18 protein-coding genes are annotated in these 18905 nt (G+C 69.0%); 9 read left to right on the forward strand and 9 right to left on the reverse strand.

The genetic code is table 11. The annotated features are described in order from the left end of the window. Positions 1–18: 18 nt before the first annotated feature. From pstA to ITJ66_RS07325, 7 genes are all read right to left on the reverse strand, one after another. Positions 19–1119, reverse strand: coding sequence for a phosphate ABC transporter permease PstA (pstA, locus tag ITJ66_RS07295; protein WP_137242105.1), 1101 nt, complete (start codon positions 1117–1119; stop codon positions 19–21). Then, positions 1119–2063 (reverse strand): phosphate ABC transporter permease subunit PstC, encoded by a 945-nt coding sequence (gene pstC / locus ITJ66_RS07300; RefSeq protein ID WP_064296608.1) that lies wholly within the window; start codon positions 2061–2063, stop codon positions 1119–1121. The genes pstA and pstC overlap by 1 nt, the downstream gene beginning before the upstream one ends. 121 nt (positions 2064–2184) lie before the next feature. Then, entirely contained in the window at positions 2185–3276 is a 1092-nt protein-coding gene (gene pstS / locus ITJ66_RS07305; protein ID WP_342365660.1) for a phosphate ABC transporter substrate-binding protein PstS, read from the reverse strand. A gap of 201 nt (positions 3277–3477) precedes the next feature. Beyond that, on the reverse strand, positions 3478–4416 hold the full coding sequence (locus tag ITJ66_RS07310; RefSeq protein ID WP_191940681.1) for an NUDIX domain-containing protein: 939 nt from the start codon (positions 4414–4416) through the stop codon (positions 3478–3480). A 52-nt stretch (positions 4417–4468) separates the two neighbouring features. Further along, a complete protein-coding gene (locus ITJ66_RS07315) occupies positions 4469–6664 on the reverse strand; it encodes an RNA degradosome polyphosphate kinase (protein ID WP_079705346.1) in 2196 nt (731 codons plus the stop codon). Positions 6665–6754: 90 nt separating this feature from the next. Further along, positions 6755–7660, reverse strand: coding sequence for a mycothiol synthase (gene mshD / locus ITJ66_RS07320; RefSeq protein WP_192018298.1), 906 nt, complete (start codon positions 7658–7660; stop codon positions 6755–6757). After that, on the reverse strand, positions 7632–8321 hold the full coding sequence (locus ITJ66_RS07325; RefSeq protein WP_175116223.1) for a response regulator transcription factor: 690 nt from the start codon (positions 8319–8321) through the stop codon (positions 7632–7634). Before ITJ66_RS07325 ends, mshD begins: the two co-directional genes overlap by 29 nt. A gap of 110 nt (positions 8322–8431) precedes the next feature. On the opposite strand from ITJ66_RS07325, the gene ITJ66_RS07330 reads away from it, so the two are divergent. From ITJ66_RS07330 to ITJ66_RS07345, 4 genes are all read left to right on the forward strand, one after another. Then, positions 8432–8722, forward strand: a complete 291-nt coding sequence (locus ITJ66_RS07330; protein ID WP_064296602.1) for a hypothetical protein — start codon at positions 8432–8434, stop codon at positions 8720–8722. A gap of 133 nt (positions 8723–8855) precedes the next feature. Further along, positions 8856–9560, forward strand: coding sequence for an FABP family protein (locus ITJ66_RS07335; protein WP_194644225.1), 705 nt, complete (start codon positions 8856–8858; stop codon positions 9558–9560). A gap of 1 nt (position 9561) precedes the next feature. Continuing rightward, a complete protein-coding gene (locus ITJ66_RS07340) occupies positions 9562–10728 on the forward strand; it encodes a folate-binding protein YgfZ (RefSeq protein WP_370582587.1) in 1167 nt (388 codons plus the stop codon). A gap of 5 nt (positions 10729–10733) precedes the next feature. Then, positions 10734–11858: an FUSC family protein gene (locus ITJ66_RS07345; RefSeq protein ID WP_137242101.1), complete on the forward strand. Its 1125-nt coding sequence runs from the start codon at positions 10734–10736 to the stop codon at positions 11856–11858. 19 nt (positions 11859–11877) lie between these two features. Here ITJ66_RS07345 and ITJ66_RS07350 read toward each other — a convergent pair whose 3' ends face one another. Continuing rightward, positions 11878–12702 carry a class I SAM-dependent methyltransferase gene (locus ITJ66_RS07350; RefSeq protein WP_194644227.1) on the reverse strand — a complete coding sequence of 275 codons (825 nt, stop codon included), beginning with the start codon at positions 12700–12702 and terminating at the stop codon, positions 11878–11880. A gap of 71 nt (positions 12703–12773) precedes the next feature. On the opposite strand from ITJ66_RS07350, the gene ITJ66_RS07355 reads away from it, so the two are divergent. The 3 genes from ITJ66_RS07355 (at position 12774) to ITJ66_RS07365 (ending at position 16084) form a co-directional block, all read left to right on the forward strand. After that, positions 12774–13523: a phosphoglyceromutase gene (locus ITJ66_RS07355; RefSeq protein ID WP_194644229.1), complete on the forward strand. Its 750-nt coding sequence runs from the start codon at positions 12774–12776 to the stop codon at positions 13521–13523. A 162-nt stretch (positions 13524–13685) separates the two neighbouring features. Beyond that, on the forward strand, positions 13686–14552 hold the full coding sequence (locus ITJ66_RS07360; protein WP_194644231.1) for a hypothetical protein: 867 nt from the start codon (positions 13686–13688) through the stop codon (positions 14550–14552). A 110-nt stretch (positions 14553–14662) separates the two neighbouring features. Then, positions 14663–16084 carry a chaplin family protein gene (locus ITJ66_RS07365; protein ID WP_194644233.1) on the forward strand — a complete coding sequence of 474 codons (1422 nt, stop codon included), beginning with the start codon at positions 14663–14665 and terminating at the stop codon, positions 16082–16084. Positions 16085–16160: 76 nt separating this feature from the next. On the opposite strand, the gene phoU is transcribed toward ITJ66_RS07365, so the two are convergent. After that, complete coding sequence (phoU, locus tag ITJ66_RS07370; protein ID WP_064296372.1) at positions 16161–16829, reverse strand: phosphate signaling complex protein PhoU; 669 nt, start codon at positions 16827–16829, stop codon at positions 16161–16163. 166 nt (positions 16830–16995) lie between these two features. Here phoU and ITJ66_RS07375 point away from each other — a divergent pair, with 166 nt between their 5' ends. Further along, entirely contained in the window at positions 16996–18162 is a 1167-nt protein-coding gene (locus ITJ66_RS07375; RefSeq protein WP_137242097.1) for a cell wall metabolism sensor histidine kinase WalK, read from the forward strand. Continuing rightward, positions 18159–18842, forward strand: coding sequence for a response regulator transcription factor (locus ITJ66_RS07380; protein WP_064296370.1), 684 nt, complete (start codon positions 18159–18161; stop codon positions 18840–18842). Before ITJ66_RS07375 ends, ITJ66_RS07380 begins: the two co-directional genes overlap by 4 nt. Positions 18843–18905: the final 63 nt, after the last annotated feature.

The raw sequence follows: 18905 nt of genomic DNA on the forward strand, positions 1-18905 counted from the left end.
GGTTCCTTTGCTCGCGGCCTATCGGCCGAACTTGGGGGCGAAGATCTTGGCGATGAGTCGGGCGATGAGGTTCAGCGCCATGACGATGAGGATGAGGACGAGCGCGCCGGTCCAGGCGCGGTCCACGTAGGAGGCCCCGTCGGTGCCCTGGTTCGCGTACTGGGTGTACACGAAGACCGGGAGGGTCATCATCGGGCCGTCGAAGAGGTTGTAGTTCATGCTCTGGGTGAAGCCGGCGATGATCAGGAGGGGCGCGGTCTCACCGATGACGCGGGCGACGGCGAGCGTCACGCCGGTGATGATGCCGGCGATCGAGGTCGGGAGGACGATCTTGAGGATGGTCAGCCACTTCGGCACACCGAGCGCGTACGAGGCCTCGCGCAGTTCGTTCGGAACGAGCTTCAGCATCTCCTCGCTCGACCGCACGACGACGGGGATCATGAGCAGCGACAGCGCGATGGCACCGCCGATGCCGAGCCGGACGCCCGGGCCGAAGAAGATCGCGAGGAGGGCGAACGCGAACAGGCCGGCGACGATCGACGGGATGCCGGTCATGACGTCGACCAGGAAGGTGATGCCCTGTGCCAGCCGTCCACGGCCGTACTCGACGAGGTAGATGGCGGTCAGGATGCCGATCGGGATCGAGATGACCGACGTGGCCAGTGTGATGAGCAGCGTGCCGGTGATGGCGTGCAGTGCGCCACCGCCCTCACCGACGACGTTCCGCATCGACAGCGAGAAGTAGTTGAGGTCGAACCGGGCGGCGCCGGCCGAGATCACCGTGATGGCGACCGAGACGAGCGGCAGGAGCGCGATGACGAAGGCCGCGGTCACCAGGGTGGTGAGCAGGCGGTCCTTGGCCTTCCGGCGACCCTCGACCATGAGTGACGCGACGTACACGGTGACCGCGTAAAGTGCGGCGCCGAGCACGACGGCCCCGGGGACGTTGTAGCTCTTGTCGGCGGTCGACTGCTGCAGCAGCAGGAAGATGACACCGCTGACGATGAGGCTGCCCGCGAGGATCGTGAGCGGTGCGAACTTCGGCAGCTTGCCCGCGGTGAGCGAGTTGGAGAACGGCGTGGCGATGGACGCCTGACGGCGGTCGGTCGTGGCGGTCATCAGTTCGCTCCCGAGAATTCTTTACGACGGTTGACGATGAGTCTGGCGATGAAGTTCACCACGAAGGTGATGATGAACAGGATCAGGCCGGTGGCGATGAGCTTGTTCACGTCGATGCCGAAGGACTCGGGGAAGTTCAGGGCGATGTTCGCCGCGATGGTGTTCGGGTTGCTCGAGGTGAGCAGGAAGAACGAGTAGACGGCGGCGGGGGAGAGGACGAGGGCCACTGCCATCGTCTCGCCGAGTGCTCGTCCGAGGCCCAGCATGGAGGCGGACACGATGCCGGGACGGCCGAACGGCAGGACCGCCATCTGGATCATCTCCCAGCGCGTCGCGCCGAGCGCGAGTGCGGCCTCCTCGTGGAGCTTCGGAGTCTGGAGGAAGATCTCCCGGGAGATGGCGGTGATGATCGGGATGATCATGACCGCGAGCACGAGGGCGACGGTGAGGATCGTGCGACCGGTGCCGGACACCGTGCCACCGAAGAGCGGGATCCATCCGAGGTTCTCGGACAGCCAGGCGAAGAAGGGCTGGACGAACGGCGCGAGCACGAGCGCGCCCCAGAGGCCGTAGACCACCGACGGCACGGCGGCCAGGAGGTCGATGACGTAGCCGAGGGCGACCGCGAGGCGACGCGGCGCGTAGTGCGTGATGAAGAGGGCGATCCCGAGCGAGAGCGGCACGGCGATCGCGAGGGCGAGGATGGCCGCCCAGATGGTTCCGAAGACGAAGGGGCCGACGTAGGCCCAGAAGCTCGTCGGGGCACCCGTGAACGACGACGAGTCGGCCGTGAGGGCGGGGAACGCCTGGACGATGAGGAAGATCGCGACCGCCGCCAGAATGACGAGGATGAGTGATCCCGAGACGAGGGAGAGCGTCGAGAAGACGCGGTCGCCGACTCGTTGCTTGGCTTTGGGTCTCGCAGCTAGGGCCTCGACAGCCATTGGTTCCCGTTCTCTCGATGCGATGGTGGTGCCCCTCGACAGGCTCGGGGAGCGGGTACTGCGGATGCTGGTGACGCAGGTCGAGCGTGCCGGGCAGGACCCGGCACGCTCGACCGTTGGACTACTTGATGGTCGCGATCGCGTCCTGGACCTTCTTGGCGAGGTCGGCGGAGAGCGGCGCAGCACCGGCCGACTTCGCAGCCTCTTCCTGGCCGGCGTCGCTGGCGATGTAGCCGGCGTACGCCTTGACGAGGTCGGCGACCTTCGGGTCGGCGTACTCCTGGCAGGCGATGAGGTAGCTCACGAGCACGATCGGGTAGTGGGTCGCGTCCGTGGTCTCGCGGTCGAGCTTGATGGCGATGTCGTTCGCCTCGCGGCCTTCGACGAGCGGCGAGCCCTCGACGACGGCGGCAGCACCCTCGGCGCTGTACTCGACGAACTCCTCGCCGACCTTGATCTTCGCGACACCGAGGTCGCCGGCCTTCGATGCGTCGGCGTAGCCGATGGTGCCGGTGCCTCCCTTGACGGTGTCGACGACACCGGAGGTGCCCTTGGCGCCCTCACCCGACTGGAACGGGAAGGTGTCGGCCGGCTCAGCGGTCCACACGTCGGGTGCGTTCTTGCCCAGGTAGTCGGCGAAGTTCTTCGTCGTACCCGAGTCGTCGGAGCGGTGGACGGCGGTGATGGCCGTGGAGGGGAGCTTCGCGTCGGGGTTCAGTGCGACGATCGCCGGGTCGTCCCAGCTGGTGATCTGACCCGCGAAGATCTTCGCGATGGTCGAGGCGTCGAGGTTGAGCTCGTCGACGCCCTCGATGTTGAAGATGACCGCGATGGGGGAGATGTAGACCGGGAGGTCGATCGCCTTGGTGTCCGCTGCGCATGCGGCGAAGGTGCTCGTGAGCTCCTCGTCGGACAGCGCCGAGTCGGAACCGGCGAACTGCACACCGCCGGCGATGAACGCCTTGCGGCCGGCGCCGGAGCCGTCGGGGGAGTAGTTGATGGTGACGTCCGGGTTCGACGTCTGGAAGGCGGCGACCCAGGCTTCCTGGGCGCTGCCCTGCGACGACGCGCCGCTACCGGCGAGGCTGCCCTTGAGGTCGCTGGCGGCTGCGCTCGTGGCGGTGGCGCCGCCTTCGTTGGCCGCGCAGGAGGTCAGTGCGACGGCTGCGACTGCTGCTACGACCGCGACGCGGCCGAAACGTGAGAACTTCACAGGGGTGTCCATTCATTGGTGTGGGTGCGAGCCGGTGCTGGCTCGTCAGTGACGCTAACCACGCGGCATGACGAGCATCCCCCGTGATGGTAAACAACGGGTGAACGGATATCGACGGCTTCATGGCGGCCGACGTGGCGACGCCGCGAATGCACCACGAACGGCCCCTGTCCAGGGGGGGGGGGGGGGCGCACGGACGGGTCAGACGCGGGGTTCGTGCGTCTCGATCGCGATGATGCCGGAGCTCGGATTCGTCCGGGAGAGGTGCACGATGGAGAACGCCCCGGTCTCGAGTGCGGCGGCGCTGCCGAGGTAGGAGCCTCGGGTGGACCCGGTGGCGAGCGCGATCTCGTGCAGGATCTCGGGGAGGACCGGCCCGTGGCTGCAGAGGATCGCCGTCTTGAGCGCCCGGACGCGGCGGCCGACGACCCGGCGGACATCCGATTCGCCCCGCTCGTAGGCGTCCTGGCTGATGAGGTCGGAGCGTTTCGGCTCGATGCCCGCGGCCGCGGCGATCGGACTGACGGTGCTGACGCAGCGCACGGCCGTGCTCGTCACGATCTTGCGAGGGCCGAAGGCCAGCAGGGTCGGGACGTTCCCCGCGGCCTGCTTGACGCCGCGCGGCGCCAGCGGCCTGGTCGCGTCCTCGCCCGACCATTCGGAGGGGGACATGGCTTTCCCGTGGCGCATCGCGATGAGGGCGAAGGTGGCTGTGACGCCTTCGTCGACCAGCGCGGCGAAGGCGTCGAGGATCTCCACGTCGCGCTCGTAGCTGAGGTAGCTCCGTGCCCGTTTGATGGTGACCCACTCCAGCGCTGCGACCTCGCCGTTCGGGATGAACGTGCTCTCGCGGACGGCCTGGTCGGTGACCTCAGCGGACCAGTAGTGGACGATCTTCTCGCGACCGCTCGACAGGGGGTACGTGGAGACGCCGAGCGGCACGCCGAGGTGGACGCTCAGGCCGGTCTCCTCCTTGATCTCCCGCACGGCCGTCTGCGCGAGCGTCTCCCCGGGATCGACCTTGCCCTTGGGGATGGTGACGTCGCCGTACACCGTCCGGTGGATGACGAGGAGGTGGACCTTGCCGTCGATGAGGCGCCAGCACACGGCACCGGCTGCATAGATTGCCGTCGTCGTCATAGTCAGTGCCTCGTCGTGTCGTGGTGCTCGGGTGGGTCGCGGTGCGAAGTCGTCAGCGACGGTTCCTCGGCCGGCGGCGGGCCGCGGTCTCGAGCATGAGGGAGTCTTGCAGATCCGTGAGCGGTCGTCCGTCAGCGTCGACCGCGTGGCGCGTCCAGACGCCGTCGGCGTCGAGCCACCACGACGACGTCTGCTCGTCGAGGGCCTGCTCGAACATCGCGGCGGTCGCCTCGAGGTGCTTCGGGTCGGTGAGCCTGACGAGCGCCTCGACGCGGCGGTCGAGGTTGCGGTGCATCATGTCGGCGCTGCCGATGAACACGTGCGGGTCGCCGTCGTTGTGGAACGAGAAGATGCGCGAGTGTTCGAGGTACCGCCCGAGGATGGAGCGCACGCGGATCGTCTCGCTCATCCCCGGCTGGCCGGGCTTCAGCGCGCAGATCCCGCGAACCCACAGGTCGACCGGGACCCCCGCCTGGCTGGCCCGGTAGAGCGCGTCGATGATCGACTCGTCCACCATCGAGTTGACCTTGATGCGGATCCCCGAGGGCTTGCCCTCTTCGGCGTTCGTGCGCTCCTGCTCGATGTGCTTGAGGAGGCCCTTGCGCAGGTGTCGCGGCGCGACCAGGAGTCGCTTGAACTTCTTCTCGATCGCGTACCCGGACAGCTCGTTGAAGAGGCGGGTGAGGTCTTTGCCGACCTGGTCGTCGGCCGTGAACAGACCGAGGTCCTCGTAGATGCGGCTCGTCTTCGGGTTGTAGTTGCCCGTGCCGATGTGGCTGTAGTGGCGCAGGACCCCGCGCTCCTGTCGGACGACGAGCGCGAGCTTGCAGTGCGTCTTCAGTCCGACGAGGCCGTAGACGACGTGGACGCCGGCCTTCTCGAGCTTCCTGGCCCAGGAGATGTTGTTCTGCTCGTCGAACCGGGCCTTGATCTCGACCAGCGCCAGGACCTGCTTGCCGGCCTCAGCCGCGTCGATGAGTGCTTCGACGATCGGGCTGTCGCCCGACGTCCGATACAGGGTCTGCTTGATCGCGAGCACGTGCGGGTCGGCGGCGGCCTGCTCGATGAACGCCTGCACGCTCGTTGCGAAGGACTCGTACGGGTGGTGGACCAGGACGTCCTCGCGGGCGATCGACCGGAAGAGGTCGGGCTTGCCGTTCGGCTCGTCGGGCTGGAACTGCAGCGCCGTGGTCGGGACGCGCTTCGGGTACTGGAGGTCCGGGCGGTCGATGCCGGCGAGGCTGAAGAGTCCGCCGAGGTCGAGCGGCGAGGGCAGGCGGTAGACCTCCTGCTCGGTGATGTCGAGTTCGCGGACGAGGAGTCCGAGGGTGACATCGTCCATGTCGTCGGTGATCTCGAGCCGGATGGGCGGCCCGAACCGACGGCGCAGCAGCTCCTTCTCGAGGGCCTGGATGAGGTTCTCGGTCTCGTCCTCCTCGATCACCATGTCCTCGTTTCGCGTGACGCGGAAGACGTGGTGGTCGACGATCTCCATGCCGGGGAAGAGGTGGCCGAGGTGGTTGGCGATGACCTCCTCGAGGGCGATGTAGCGCACGCTTGGAGCGGTGTCCAGCGACGCGGAACGGCGCTCCGCCGGACCGACGCGGACGAAGCGCGGCATCATCTGCGGGACCTTGAGCCGGGCGAACTCCTCGCGCCCGGTGCGGGTGTTCCGCACTCGGACCGCGAGGTTCAACGACAGGCCGGAGATGTAGGGGAACGGGTGGGCCGGGTCCACCGCGAGCGGCATGAGCACCGGGAAGACCTGGTTGCTGAAGTACTCGCTGAGGTACTCGCGGTCGGCTGCGTCGAGTGAGTCCCAGGTGACGACCGTGACGCCGCGTTCGGCGAGGTCGGGACGGACGAGGTCGTGCCAGGCGCGGGCGTGCCGTTCCTGCAGGACGTGCGCCTGCTGCGAGATCTCGGACAGGACGTCGGCCGGCGCGTTGCCGACGTTCGTCGGGACCGCCAGGCCCGTGAGGATGCGGCGCTTCAGGCCGGCGACCCGCACCATGAAGAACTCGTCGAGGTTCGAGGCGAAGATCGCGAGGAAGTTGGCGCGTTCGAGGACGGGCAGCGCCGGGTCTTCGGCGAGCTCGAGCACACGCTGGTTGAAGGCGAGCCAGCTGAGTTCGCGGTCGAGGTAGCGGTGTTCGGGCAGCGCGGGATCGTTCCGCTCGAAGGCGGGGTCGAAGTCCTCTTCGTCTCCATCGAGGCCGACATCGAGCACGGTTGGGTCTGCTGGCATGCCTTCATCATGACACCGTGGCGGGGGTGGTCGCGACGACTGCGGTGAACACTGTGTAAATGCCGCAGCGCCACACCGCTGTGGAGGGGATCAGGCGTCGGTTCTCGCGTACTGCACGTCGATGGTGTGGTCGGTGAATCCGAGCGAGCGGTACAGCGACACCGCGGGGAGGTTGTCGGCTTCGACGTAGAGCGTGACCGCCTCCACCCGTCGATCCCGCAGGCGGGCCAGGCCGGCCTCCATCAGGAGTCGCCCGAGCCCTCGGCCGCTGGCCGCAGGGTGCACGCCGACCGCGTACACCTCGCCGACCGTGTCCTCGACCTTCAACCAGATGAACCCGAGGAGGTCGCCGTCGGAGCCTCGTGCGAGCAGGAAGTCGTCGGCGTCGAACCAGGACTCGGCCTCTCGAGCGCGGAGATCGTCGAGGGTCATGCGTCCCTGCTCGGGGTGGTCGGCGAAGGCGAGCGCGTTGACCTCGAGCCACTCCTGCTCGTCGACTCCCGGCCGGAACGTGCCGACCGTGACATCAGCGTGCCCGGCGGTGGCCGGTCGCGTGCGGCTCGCCGGTGCCTTGGTCAGGCGGAGCTGCAGCAGCGTCCTGATCGGCGAGAAGCCGAACTCCTGTGCGAGCACCCGGGAGGCGGGGTGGTCGCCGTGTGCCCAGATGCGCACCTGTGGGGGACAGTTGGCGAGGACGCCGCGCAGTGCGGCGCGACCGTAGCCGTGACCCCGCCACTCGGGCTCGACGACGAACTCGAGCTCGCCATGGCCGAGGATGGCCGCACCCACGACGGCGAAGTCGTCGGGGTCGACCGGCGGGTCCTGTGGTTCGACGGCGAGGATCAGCGTCCGGGCGCCGGAGGCGACGTCGATGAGCGACTGGTCGCTGAACGGCGGCTGGCCGTCGACGAGCGACGCCGTGCGCACGACGCGCTCGAGCGCATCCCGGGTGCGGGCGTCGTCGACGTTACGAACCGACAGCGTCAGCCGGGGCATGATCGTCCTCGTAGACGTTGAAGCGGTAGCCGACGTTGCGCACGGTGCCGATGAGCTGCTCGAGGTCGCCGAGCTTGGCGCGCAACCGGCGGACGTGGACGTCGACGGTTCGCGTGCCACCGAAGTAGTCGTAGCCCCACACCTCGCTCAGCAACTGCTCGCGCGTGAACACCCGGGAGGGGTGGGTCGCGAAGAAGCGGAGCAGTTCGAACTCCTTGAAGGTGAGGTCGAGCGGCTTGCCGTGGACCTTCGCGGAGTAGCTGGCCTCGTCGATGACGACGCCCGACGCCTGGATCTTGCTCGCCGAGTGCTCCTGCGAGGCGCGACCGATGGCGAGCCGGATCCGCGCGTCGACCTCGGCCGGCCCGGCGGATTCGAGGATGACGTCGTTCACGCCCCAGTCGGCGCTGACGGCCGTGAGGCCGCCCTCGGTCAGGATGAGGAGGAGCGGGACCGACAGCCCGGACGCACCGAGGATCTTGCAGAGCGACTTGGCACTCGCGAGATCCTGGCGGGCGTCGACGAGGACGAGGTCCGAACTCGGAGCGTTCACGAGTTGTGCGGGGTCGGCGGGGATCTGCCGGGTGCGGTGGCTCAAGAGCCCGAGGGATGGGAGGACCTCGGTGCCGACCATGGAGGTCAAGACCAAAATTTGCGCCACGCGCATCCTCCCGACTGAGTTTGGAACCATATTAGGCGAACGACCGCACCCCACGTCGCACCGGGCTCCGCCTGGTGGTCCGATGGCGTCCGCTCTGTGACAATGGGTCCGTGAGCGAAACCACTCTCTCCCCCCGGCTGCGCTGGATCAGTGTCGTCTCCATCTGGGCGCTCGCGCTCGTCGGCGTCGTCGTGTCCGGCTTGCTCTGGAGCCCGGGGGAGACCTTCTTCGGGCTGTCGGCCACGCTCGGCCTCTGCACCCTGGCCGCGTTCTCGGCACAGCTGCTGACGCGACAGAAGGTGGGATTCGTCGATCGGATGTCGACGAGCGTCACCGGCGCCGTCCTCATCCTCGCCATCGGCGGTGCCGTGTATGGCCTCATCGCCCTGGCCTCGGGGTAGACTTTCCCCATGCTGCTCGCTCTCGAAATCTTCTTCATCGGCTTGCTCGTCCTCGCCAGCCTCGCCATCGCGTTCACCGCGGTGGTCGTGCTGAAGAACCTGTACCGCGGTCAGCGCTAGTCCGGGTCCCTCGATGATCGAGATCCCGAGCGGCCTGCCGAGCGAACTGGTCCCGCTGTCGTGGCTCATCGGCGTCTGGGAGGGCACCGGCGTCATCGACTACCAGGTCGGCGACGAGACCGTGACCCGCGAGTTCGGTCAGCGCGTGAGCTTCAGCCACGACGGCCTGCCGTACTTGAACTACAACTCCTACACCTGGCTCCTGCCCGAGCAGCCCCCGCGCGACGCCGAGGGGGCCTCGTCCACGGACGCGGACGCCCTGTCGGACGACACCGCTGCGGACGTCGCGCCTGACGGAGCCTCGACGGACGAGTCCGGTGTGCCCGAGCCGCTCGTCACCGAGACGGGCTACTGGCGCCTCGAACGCCCGCTGATCGAGGGCGACCCGGGCCCGGGCATGCTCCCAGGGCAAGGCCCCCGCCCGTTCGGCACCGCGCAGTCGGTCGAGACCCTGCGTACGTCGACCGGCGCCTTCCCCCTGCAGGTCTCGATCGTCCACCCGAACGGTGTGAGCGAGCTCTACCTCGGCCAGATCGACGGCCCGCGGATCGACCTCGCGACCGACGCCGTCGTCCGGACCGCTGGAGCCAAGGAGTACGCCGCCGCGACCCGCCTGTACGGTCTCGTCGAGAACCACCTGCTCTGGGCCTGGGACATCGCCGCCCTGGGACAGGACCTCCGGACGCACGCCTCGGCGCGCCTGGCCAAAGCCGACTGACGTGACCATTCCCAACGGAGCGGTCGCACCGGAAACGATTCCGGGCTCGCCCTTCCTCACGCTGCCGGGTGCCGTCGAACAGGCGGATGCCGTCGACCACGGCGTCCCCTCCCATTACGGCAGCCCGAACATCGAGCAGCGCCTCATCGCCAACGGTAAGGCGATCGTCGACCTGTCGAACCGTGGCATCGTGACGGTCACCGGCCCCGATCGGCTGAGCTGGCTCAACTCCATCACGAGCCAGGAGCTGCGCTCGCTGTCGGCCGGCATCTCGACGGAGACCCTCTTCCTCGACCAGAGCGGCCGGATCGAGCACGCGGTCAAGCTGCTCGACGACGGCACGACCACGTGGCTCGTCACCGAGGCAGCCGATGCTGCGCCACTCCACGCCTGGCTCGACCGGATGCGGTTCATGCTGCGCGTCGAGGTGGCCATCGCGACCGAGCAGTACGCCGTGATCGGTGCGGCGGCGGGTCTCGGGGTTCAGGCTGCAGCGCCGAACGGCATGCCGCTCGTCTGGCACGATCCGTGGTCCGAGGTCGCGGTCGGCGGGCATCAGTACGCGACGGGTGAGCACCCGGGTGCAGCGTGGACATGGACCGAGACGATCGTCGCGCGCGAGCAGCTCGGGTCGCTCGTGCAGCAGGTCCGTGCGGGGACGTTCTCCGCCGCGGGTTCGCTGGCCGCCGAGGCCCTGCGGATCGCCGCCTGGCGCCCGCGGTTGCAGTCCGAGGTCGACGAGCGGAGCATCCCGCACGAGCTCGACTGGCTGCGCTCGGCAGTCCACTTGAACAAGGGCTGCTATCGCGGTCAGGAGACGGTCGCCAAGGTGCACAACCTCGGGCACCCGCCGCGTCGCCTCGTCATGCTCCTCCTCGACGGCTCCGACGCGGTCCTGCCGCCGGCCGGTTCGAACGTGGTGCTCGTCGGCGACGGCGACGACACGACCCGGAAACCCGTCGGACGCATCACCTCGAGCGCGATCCACCACGAGTTGGGCCCGGTGGCGTTGGCGATCGTCAAGCGCTCCGCGGATCCGGCGGCCGTGCTGACGGTGGAGGCCGACGGCATCGATGTCGCGGCGTCGCAGGAGATCGTCGTGCCGGCGGATGCCGGGGCCACGGCGAACGTGCCGCGGCTGCCGCGACTCGGCGCCGTCCGGCGCTGACCCCGGTGGGGAAGGACGACGCCTCGGACCCGGGCGTACGGGTCGACCGATGGACCGCCGCGGTTCGTCGCCGCATCGCACTCGGCGACGCCTGGCATCGTCTCGTCGGATCCGTGCCGGCGGTGCTGCAGGTCAGCGCCACGGCGATCGGCGCGTACGCGTTCTCCCACTACGTGCTCGGGCACGCCGTGCCACTCCTCGCCTTGACCGTGACGATCTCGAGTCTCGGGTTCGTTCGCGACGCCCGCCCGATCCGGGTCCTCGAGACGGCCGTCGGGATGAGCGTCGGAATCGCGCTGGCCGAGATCCTGCTCCTCGGCTTCGGTCAGGGGACGTGGCAACTCGCGGTCGCGCTCGTGCTCACATTGCTCGTCGCCCGGTTCCTGTCGCCGGCGGCGTCGTTCGCGATCGCGGCGGCGGTGCAGTCCGTCCTCGTCATGCTCCTGCCCGTGCCTGACGGCGGCCCGTTCGTGCGTACCCTCGACGGACTGATCGGCGGGGTCTTCGCCCTGCTCGCGACCGCGCTCATCCCGCGCGACCCGCGCCGGAGCGCTCGCCGGGACGGCCAGCGGCTCATCGACGAACATGTCCGGACCCTCGCCTCGCTCGTCGCCGCCCTCCGTCTCGGCGACCTCGAGGAGGCGGACCGCGCGCTCGCACGGGCGCGGGCCACCCAGCCGGCCCTGGACGCGTGGCGCGGAACCCTCGACTCAGGGCTCGCCATCGCGCGCATCTCGCCGTTCCTCCGCAAGGCGGTGTTCGACCTCGAACGGCAGCGGACCATGCTCGACGGCATGGACCTCGCGACCCGCAACCTCCGGGTGATCGCCCGGCGCATCGACTACGTGTCGCGCGATGCCACGAGCCGCCCCGAGCTCGCGGACCTGCTCGCGCGGACCTCCGTCGCGCTCGGCATCCTGTCGCAGTCGATCGGCGACATCGCCCAGCAGCCGGTCGCGAGGCAGTCCCTGCTGGAGATCGCGAAGCACCTCGAGCCGGTGGCCGTCCTCCCCGACGCCTCGGTCTCCGAGCAGGCGCTCGTGCTCGTGCTCCGGCCGTACCTCGTCGACCTGCTCACGGCCACGGGTCTGCCGACGCCGGAGGCGCAGGCGGCGCTGCCCTCGCTCTGACGGGAGCGATCCCCGACACTCAGTCCGTCGAGGAGGGATTCGGGGCGACAGCCGACCACGGCAGCGTCAGCTCGCCGAGGCGCCAGCGGCTGCGACCGGCCAGCACAGGCCACCCGTTGTCGCGAAGTGTCCGGACGGTCGCCGACCAGCGCTGGACCGGGCTGTAGACCGCCAGGGGTGCATGCACCCGCCACGCGCGGTCGAGGTCCGTCATGAGCGCATGGACACGTTCGCCCGGCACGTTGTGATGGATCAGCGCCTTCGGCAGTCGTTCGGCCACGATGGACGGCAGCTCGAGGTCGGCGAGCCGCAGACTGATCGAGAACGACTCCGCACGCCCCTGGTCGTCGACGGCGATCCAGCTGGACACCCGTCCGATCTCGTCGCACGTCCCTTCGACGAGCACACCGCCGGGCTGCAGCCGCGACGCCATGAGACGCCAGGCCCCCGTGACCTCGGCTTCGTCGTACTGCCGGAGCACGTTGAACGCCCGGATCACCGTGGGACGGTCGTCGCCGGTCGGCACCTCGAACCCGCCGCGCGCGAAGGAGACCGCAGCCATCGGCGTGAACCGGGTCGTGCCAGCGCGCACCTGCTGCAGCTGCGCGTCAGCGGTGCGGACGCGCCCCGGTTCGATCTCGAATCCGATGACCCGTACGTCGGGGCGGACGGCGAGCAGTCGGTCGTGCAGTTCCAACGCCGTGACGCCGCTCGCGCCGTAGCCGAGGTCCACCACCAGCGGGTTCGTCGTCCGTCTGAGCGAGGGGTGGGTCGCGATCCAGCGGTCCACCCGCCGGAGCCGGTTCGTACCCGTCGTCCCGCGGGTGATCGATCCGACGGGCATGGACCCATTCTCCCTCACGGAGCAGGGTCATCGTCCACCTCGCGGTCATGCGCCGTCGGTATGCTGGGGACATGCCTGAGACTTACACCCTCGTCCTGCTGCGCCACGGCAACAGCGACTGGAATCAGAAGAACCTGTTCACCGGTTGGGTCGACGTCCGACTCAGCGAACTCGGCGTCACCGAGGCCAAGCGTGCGGGCGAACTGCTCGCCGACTCCGGCATCACCCCGGACGTGCTGTACACCTCGGTCCTCTCCCGAGCGATCCAAACGGCGAACCTCGCCCTCGAGACCGCCGACCGCATGTGGATCCCGGTCAAGCGCAGCTGGCGCCTCAACGAGCGTCACTACGGCGCGCTGCAGGGCAAGGACAAGGCGCAGACGCTCGCCGAGTACGGCCCGGAGCAGTTCCAGACCTGGCGTCGTTCCTTCGACGTGCCGCCGCCGCCGATCGAAGACGACAACGAGTGGTCGCAGGCCGATGACCCCCGGTATGTCGGGATCGACGGCGAACTGCCCCGCACCGAGTGCCTGAAGGATGTCATCGACCGGATGTTGCCCTACTGGGAGTCCGACATCACGGTCGACCTGGCTGCCGGCAAGACCGTCCTCGTGACGGCGCACGGCAACTCGCTCCGCGCACTCGTGAAGCACCTCGACGACATCTCGGACGACGAGATCGCCGAGCTGAACATCCCCACCGGCATCCCGCTCGTCTACGAGCTCGACGCGGACTTCCGTCCGGTCGCACCGGCCCGGTACCTCGATCCCGAGGCCGCAGCAGCAGGCGCCGCCGCCGTCGCGGCGCAGGGGAAGAAGTAGCGGAAACCCCACCAAACCACCACCCCGGTCGGGAGTGCGGCTTGGCGACATCGTCGCCGAAAGTGCTCCTGGCCGGGGTTTTCCATGTCGCAAAAAAGGGGTTGAACCGCCTCGGGGTTGGGCGTACAGTGACTGCACTGTAACCCGATTGGGGGGATACGCATGGAGCAGTCGACCGACGGCACCCGTTTCCCCCTGTGGCGCGCCCTGGCGCTCGGTGGCTTCGCCGCCGCAGCGTTCACGGCGGTGGCCCTCTTCGGGTCGCCGTCCTCCGCGCATGCCGACGACGGTGCCACCGATCCGTCGCTCCTGGGCGCGGTGACCGAGGTCGTCGGCTCGCTCGAACAGCCCGTCAGTGCTGTGGCCGAGGTCGTCGACGTCGTCGACACGACCGTGCTCGAACCGGTGGTCGATGTCGTCGACGAGACCGTCGCAGCGGTACCGGTGGTGAACGATGTGGTCGAGGAGACCGTCGGAGCAGCACCCGTCGCCGCGATCGTCGATCCGGTCGTGCAAACGGTCGACCAGACGTTGACCGGCGTCGCCGACGTCGTCGCCGCGGTCCCGGTCCCCAGCACGCCGATCATCGATCCGGTCGTCCCAGCGCTTCCGCAGGGCCCGGCAGCGGACGTGTCCGCCTCTGACTCGACCGCCGTCGGCGGGATCGCCCCGACGACGGTCCTCGGACCGCCGTCCGTCCAGCAGGGCGACTCGACGATCGTGTCGGGCGGCCAGGATCGCGAAGACACGTCGTTCACCACGGCCGTACCCGCCGCCACCGTCGGATCGTCCAGCCTCCCCGCCACCCCTGCGAACCTTCCGCTGCTGCCGGACGCCGACGGTCGCTGGGCCGTCACGCCGAGCGGCTCCGGGTCTTCCGGCTCCGGTGGTGCCGTCGGCGGTCCCGCAGCGGCCGAACAGTCGATCTCCGTCATCCTCCCTGCGCCCGGTGACGACCGTCGCGGACCCGCGCGAGACGAAGACCTCCCGGCTTCACCCACGTTCCCCTCCGATACCTCTCCTGACTGACCCCGGACCACTCTGCCGTTCGCGGCGGAGACCCGCCCCCTGGGCGGTTCAACGGTCCGAAGCCTCCCGACCACGGGAGCACATCAGTCACTCTGCAAGGAGCAGGAATCATGAATTCGTATGTCAAGAAAGGCCTCTACTGTGGCCTGTTCGTCGCGGGACTCACGTTCCTCGGCGCTACGGCGGCCAACGCCGACACGTCCGGGGACGACAGCATCCTCGGCGGAACCCTCGTCGACGTGGTCCTCGAGGCCCCCGTCGAGATCGTCGACACCGCGGTGAGCGTCGTCGGCGATTCAACGGCGACGTCCGCACCGGAGGCGGTACCGGCGCCTGAGCCGGCACCCGCACCTGAGCCGGCACCCGCGCCTGAGCCGGCACCAGCACCGGAGCCGGCACCTGCGCCGGAGCCCGCACCGGTACCCGAGCCCGCACCGGCCGCCACCACCAGTGGTGACGACAGTGTCGCGGGTGGGAACCAGGTCCAGTTGCCCGTCTCCATCCCGGTGACGGTCGAGGACAACGCGATCTCGATCATCGGCGATGCCGAGCAGTCGGGTTCGACGTCCGGACCGGTGGCGGGGGAGTCCGCCTCGCCGGTCACCGACGAGGCGACGACGTCCGGTGACGACAGTGTCGCCGGTGGGAACCAGGTGTCGCCGGTGGTGACCGTTCCGGTCACGGTCGGTGGGAACGCCATCTCGCTGTTCGGTGATTCGAGCAGTGAGCAGGCGGGTGCGTCTGCCACGTCGGGTGGTGCGGCTGTTCCGGCGGCGTCGGCGACGACGACCGGTGACGACAGTGTCGCCGGTGGGAACCAGGTGTCGCCGGTGGTGACCGTTCCGGTCACGGTCGGTGGGAACGCCATCTCGCTGTTCGGTGATTCGAGCAGCGAGCAGGCGAGTGCACCTGCCACGTCGGGTGGTGCGGCTGTTCCGGCAGCGCCGTCGACGACGACCGGTGACGACAGTGTCGCCGGTGGCAACCAGGTCCTCGGCGACGTCGGGCTCCCGATCTCCGTGGTCGGCAACGCCGTCAGCGTGATCGGCGACTCCGAGTCGACGGGCACCTCGGCCTCGGCTCCGGCATCGTCCGGCGGCGGCACGTCGACCACCGGCGGTGACGACAGCCTCGGCGGTGGGAACCAGATCGACCTCGGCCTGGAGCTGCCGGTCACGATCGGCGGCAACGCGATCTCCGTGATCGGGGACAGCGAGACCGGTGGTCCCGGGACGACCGATCCCACCAACCCGGTCGACCCGACGGACCCGACCGACCCGACCGACCCGACGGACCCCACCACCCCGGTGACCCCCGTCGTGCCGACGGTCCCCGCCACGGTGATCACCACCGCGACGGCGGCGTCCTCGACCGGCTCGAACACGACGGCCTCGGCCGCGCGTTCAGCTGAGCCGACGCTCGCCGACACCGGCAGCGTCGCGGGTCAGCTCCTGCCGCTCGCCGGCCTCGCAACGGTCCTCGGCCTCCTGCTCCTGGCAGGCGGCGCGATCACCCGTCGTCGGATGAGCTAGTCCCGCACGAACGGACGAGCGGTGCCGACCCGGTCTCGGGTCGACACCGCTCGTCGGGGTGTCCGGGATCAGCTGGTCAGTGGTGCACCGGCGTGGTCGCCTCGGGGATCCAGTCGCCGGTCGCGAGGTACTGGACCTTCTTGGCGATGGAGACGGCGTGGTCGGCGAAGCGCTCGTGGTACCGGGAAGCGAGGGTGGCGTCGACGGTCGCGACGGGCTCACCCTTCCAGGTGTCGCCGAGGACCTTCTCGAAGACGCTGGCGTGCAGCTCGTCGACGTCGTCGTCGTCGTTGCGGATCTCGTCGGCGATGCGCGGGTCCTGGGTGCGCAGCAGTTCCGTCAGTTTGCGGGCGATCGAGACGTCGAGTCGACCCATCTCGGCGAAGGTGGTCCGCAGGCCCTTCGGCACGGCCTTGTCGGGGAAGCGGTACCGCGACAGCTGGGCGATGTGCTCGGCCATGTCGCCCATGCGCTCGAGCGACGCGCTGATCCGAAGCGCGCTCACGACGATGCGCAGGTCGCGCGCGACCGGCTGCTGACGGGCGAGGATGTCGATGGCGAGCTCGTCGAGTTCGATCGCGAGCTGGTCGATGCGGTTGTCGTTGGCGATGACCTCTTCAGCGACCGCGACGTCCGAGTTGCCGAAGGACTGCGTCGCCTTCTCGATGGAGATCGTGACGAGTTCGGCGATCTCGACCAGGCGATCCTGGACCTCTCGCAATGACTGCTGGAATACCTCGCGCATGGCTCTGGGTGCCGTCCTTCCGTGACCTGGCGGTGGGCAGGCAGATGCCCGCTCCGCCGATGATGCCGAACCAAGGTTAACAGTTGGGGCCCCAAGCGTGAACAGTCGTCGAAGTGGCGGGGTATTCGCGAGTTCGGCGTTCGGCGGACTGAGTAACGTAGTACCCATGGACACCATGTGGTTGGTGCTGATCGCCCTGGCACTCGGCCTCATCGTCGGGGGCGGTTTCGTCGCCCTCACCTCGCTCGCCTTCCGCCGCGGAGAGCGCGCCGCGACGGTCGTCAACCCGGTCGTGCCCGACGGGGTCGACCAGGTGCTCGAAGCCCTCGACAGCGCGGGCATCGTCGTCGACCCGTCCAACAACGTGCTGAAGGCCTCCCCGGGGGCGTTCGCGCTCGGGCTGGTGCGCGACCGCGTGCTCGACAACCAGGAGTTCATCGACCTCGCGCTCGAGGTCCGACGCACCGGCGAGGCCGTCACGAGCGATCTGGAACTCGCGCTCGGGCGCTTCGGTGAGGCCACCCGGCATCTGCGCGTGCGGGCAGCGCCGCTCGGCTCTCGCTTCATCCTCCTCCTGGCCGAGGACCACACCGAGGCGCGTCGCCTCGACGAGGTCCGCAGGGACTTCATCGCGAACATCAGCCACGAGTTGAAGACGCCGATCGGCGCCATCGGGCTCCTCTCGGAAGCACTCGACACGGCGGCCGACGACCCGGAACGGGTGAAGCGGTTCGCCAGCCGGCTCGCGACCGAGTCACAGCGACTCACCCGGATGACCGCCGAGATCATCGACCTCTCGCGGTTGCAGGCGGCCGACGCCCTCCACCAGCCGGAACTCGTCCGCCTCGATCGGGTCATCGCCGCGGCGGTGGATCAGAACCGCGTGCCGGCCGAGGCGACCGGGGTGGGGCTCTCCCTCAAAGGCGGCAAGAACCTCGAGGTGTACGGTGACGAGGCGATGCTCGTCGTCGCCGTGCACAACCTCATCTCGAACGCCATCCACTACTCGCCCACCGGCGCGCACGTGGGTGTCGGCGTCCGGGCGGTCGACGACGTCGTCGAGATCGCCGTCACCGATCAGGGCGTCGGGATCGCCGAAGAGGACCGCGACCGGGTCTTCGAACGGTTCTTCCGCGTCGACCAGGCGCGGTCCCGCCACACGGGCGGCACCGGACTCGGCCTCAGCATCGTCAAGCACACCGTCCAGAACCACGGCGGCGAAGTGAAGGTCTGGTCGCAGCTGGGCCGTGGCTCGACGTTCACCATCCGCCTCCCCAGAGCAACGACCCCGCCGGAGGACCTCTCCACCGGCACGGCAAGGAGTACCCCGTGACCCGCATCCTGCTCGTCGAAGACGAAGCGTCCCTCAGCGAACCATTGAGCTATCTGCTCGAACGGGAGGGGTACGAGGTCGAGGTGGCGGAGGACGGTCCCTCGGCGGTTCAGGCCTTCACGGCTCGCGGCGCGGACCTCGTGTTGCTCGACCTCATGCTCCCCGGCATCCCCGGGACGGAGGTCTGCCGTCAGATCCGCGCGGTCTCGAGCACACCGATCATCATGCTCACCGCGAAGGACTCCGAGGTCGACATCGTCGTCGGGCTCGAGCTGGGCGCCGACGACTACGTCACGAAGCCCTACTCGACCCGCGAGCTCCTCGCGCGGATCAGGGCGGTGCTGCGACGCCGTGTCGAGGCGGACCAGGCGCAGGAGGAGGTGCTGCTCGAGGCCGGCACGGTCCGGATGGACACCGAGCGCCATGTCGTCGAGGTCAACGGGGCGCCGATCCCGATGCCGCTCAAGGAGTACGAGCTGCTCGAGCTGCTCCTGCGGAACGCCGGACGGGTTCTGACCCGTGGTCAGCTGATCGACCGGGTGTGGGGGAGCGACTACTACGGCGACACCAAGACGCTCGACGTCCACATCAAACGCATCCGTTCCCGGATCGAGGCGAACCCCTCGGAACCGGTGATGCTCGTCACCGTGCGTGGGCTCGGCTACCGCTTCGAGGCCTGACGCAGGTCCAGACGGACGAACGCCCCGCACCTCCGAAGAGGTGCGGGGCGTTCGGTCGTGTGG

The organism is Plantibacter sp. VKM Ac-2885 (assembly GCF_015351205.1).
In the GTDB taxonomy this organism is placed as follows: domain Bacteria; phylum Actinomycetota; class Actinomycetes; order Actinomycetales; family Microbacteriaceae; genus Plantibacter; species Plantibacter auratus.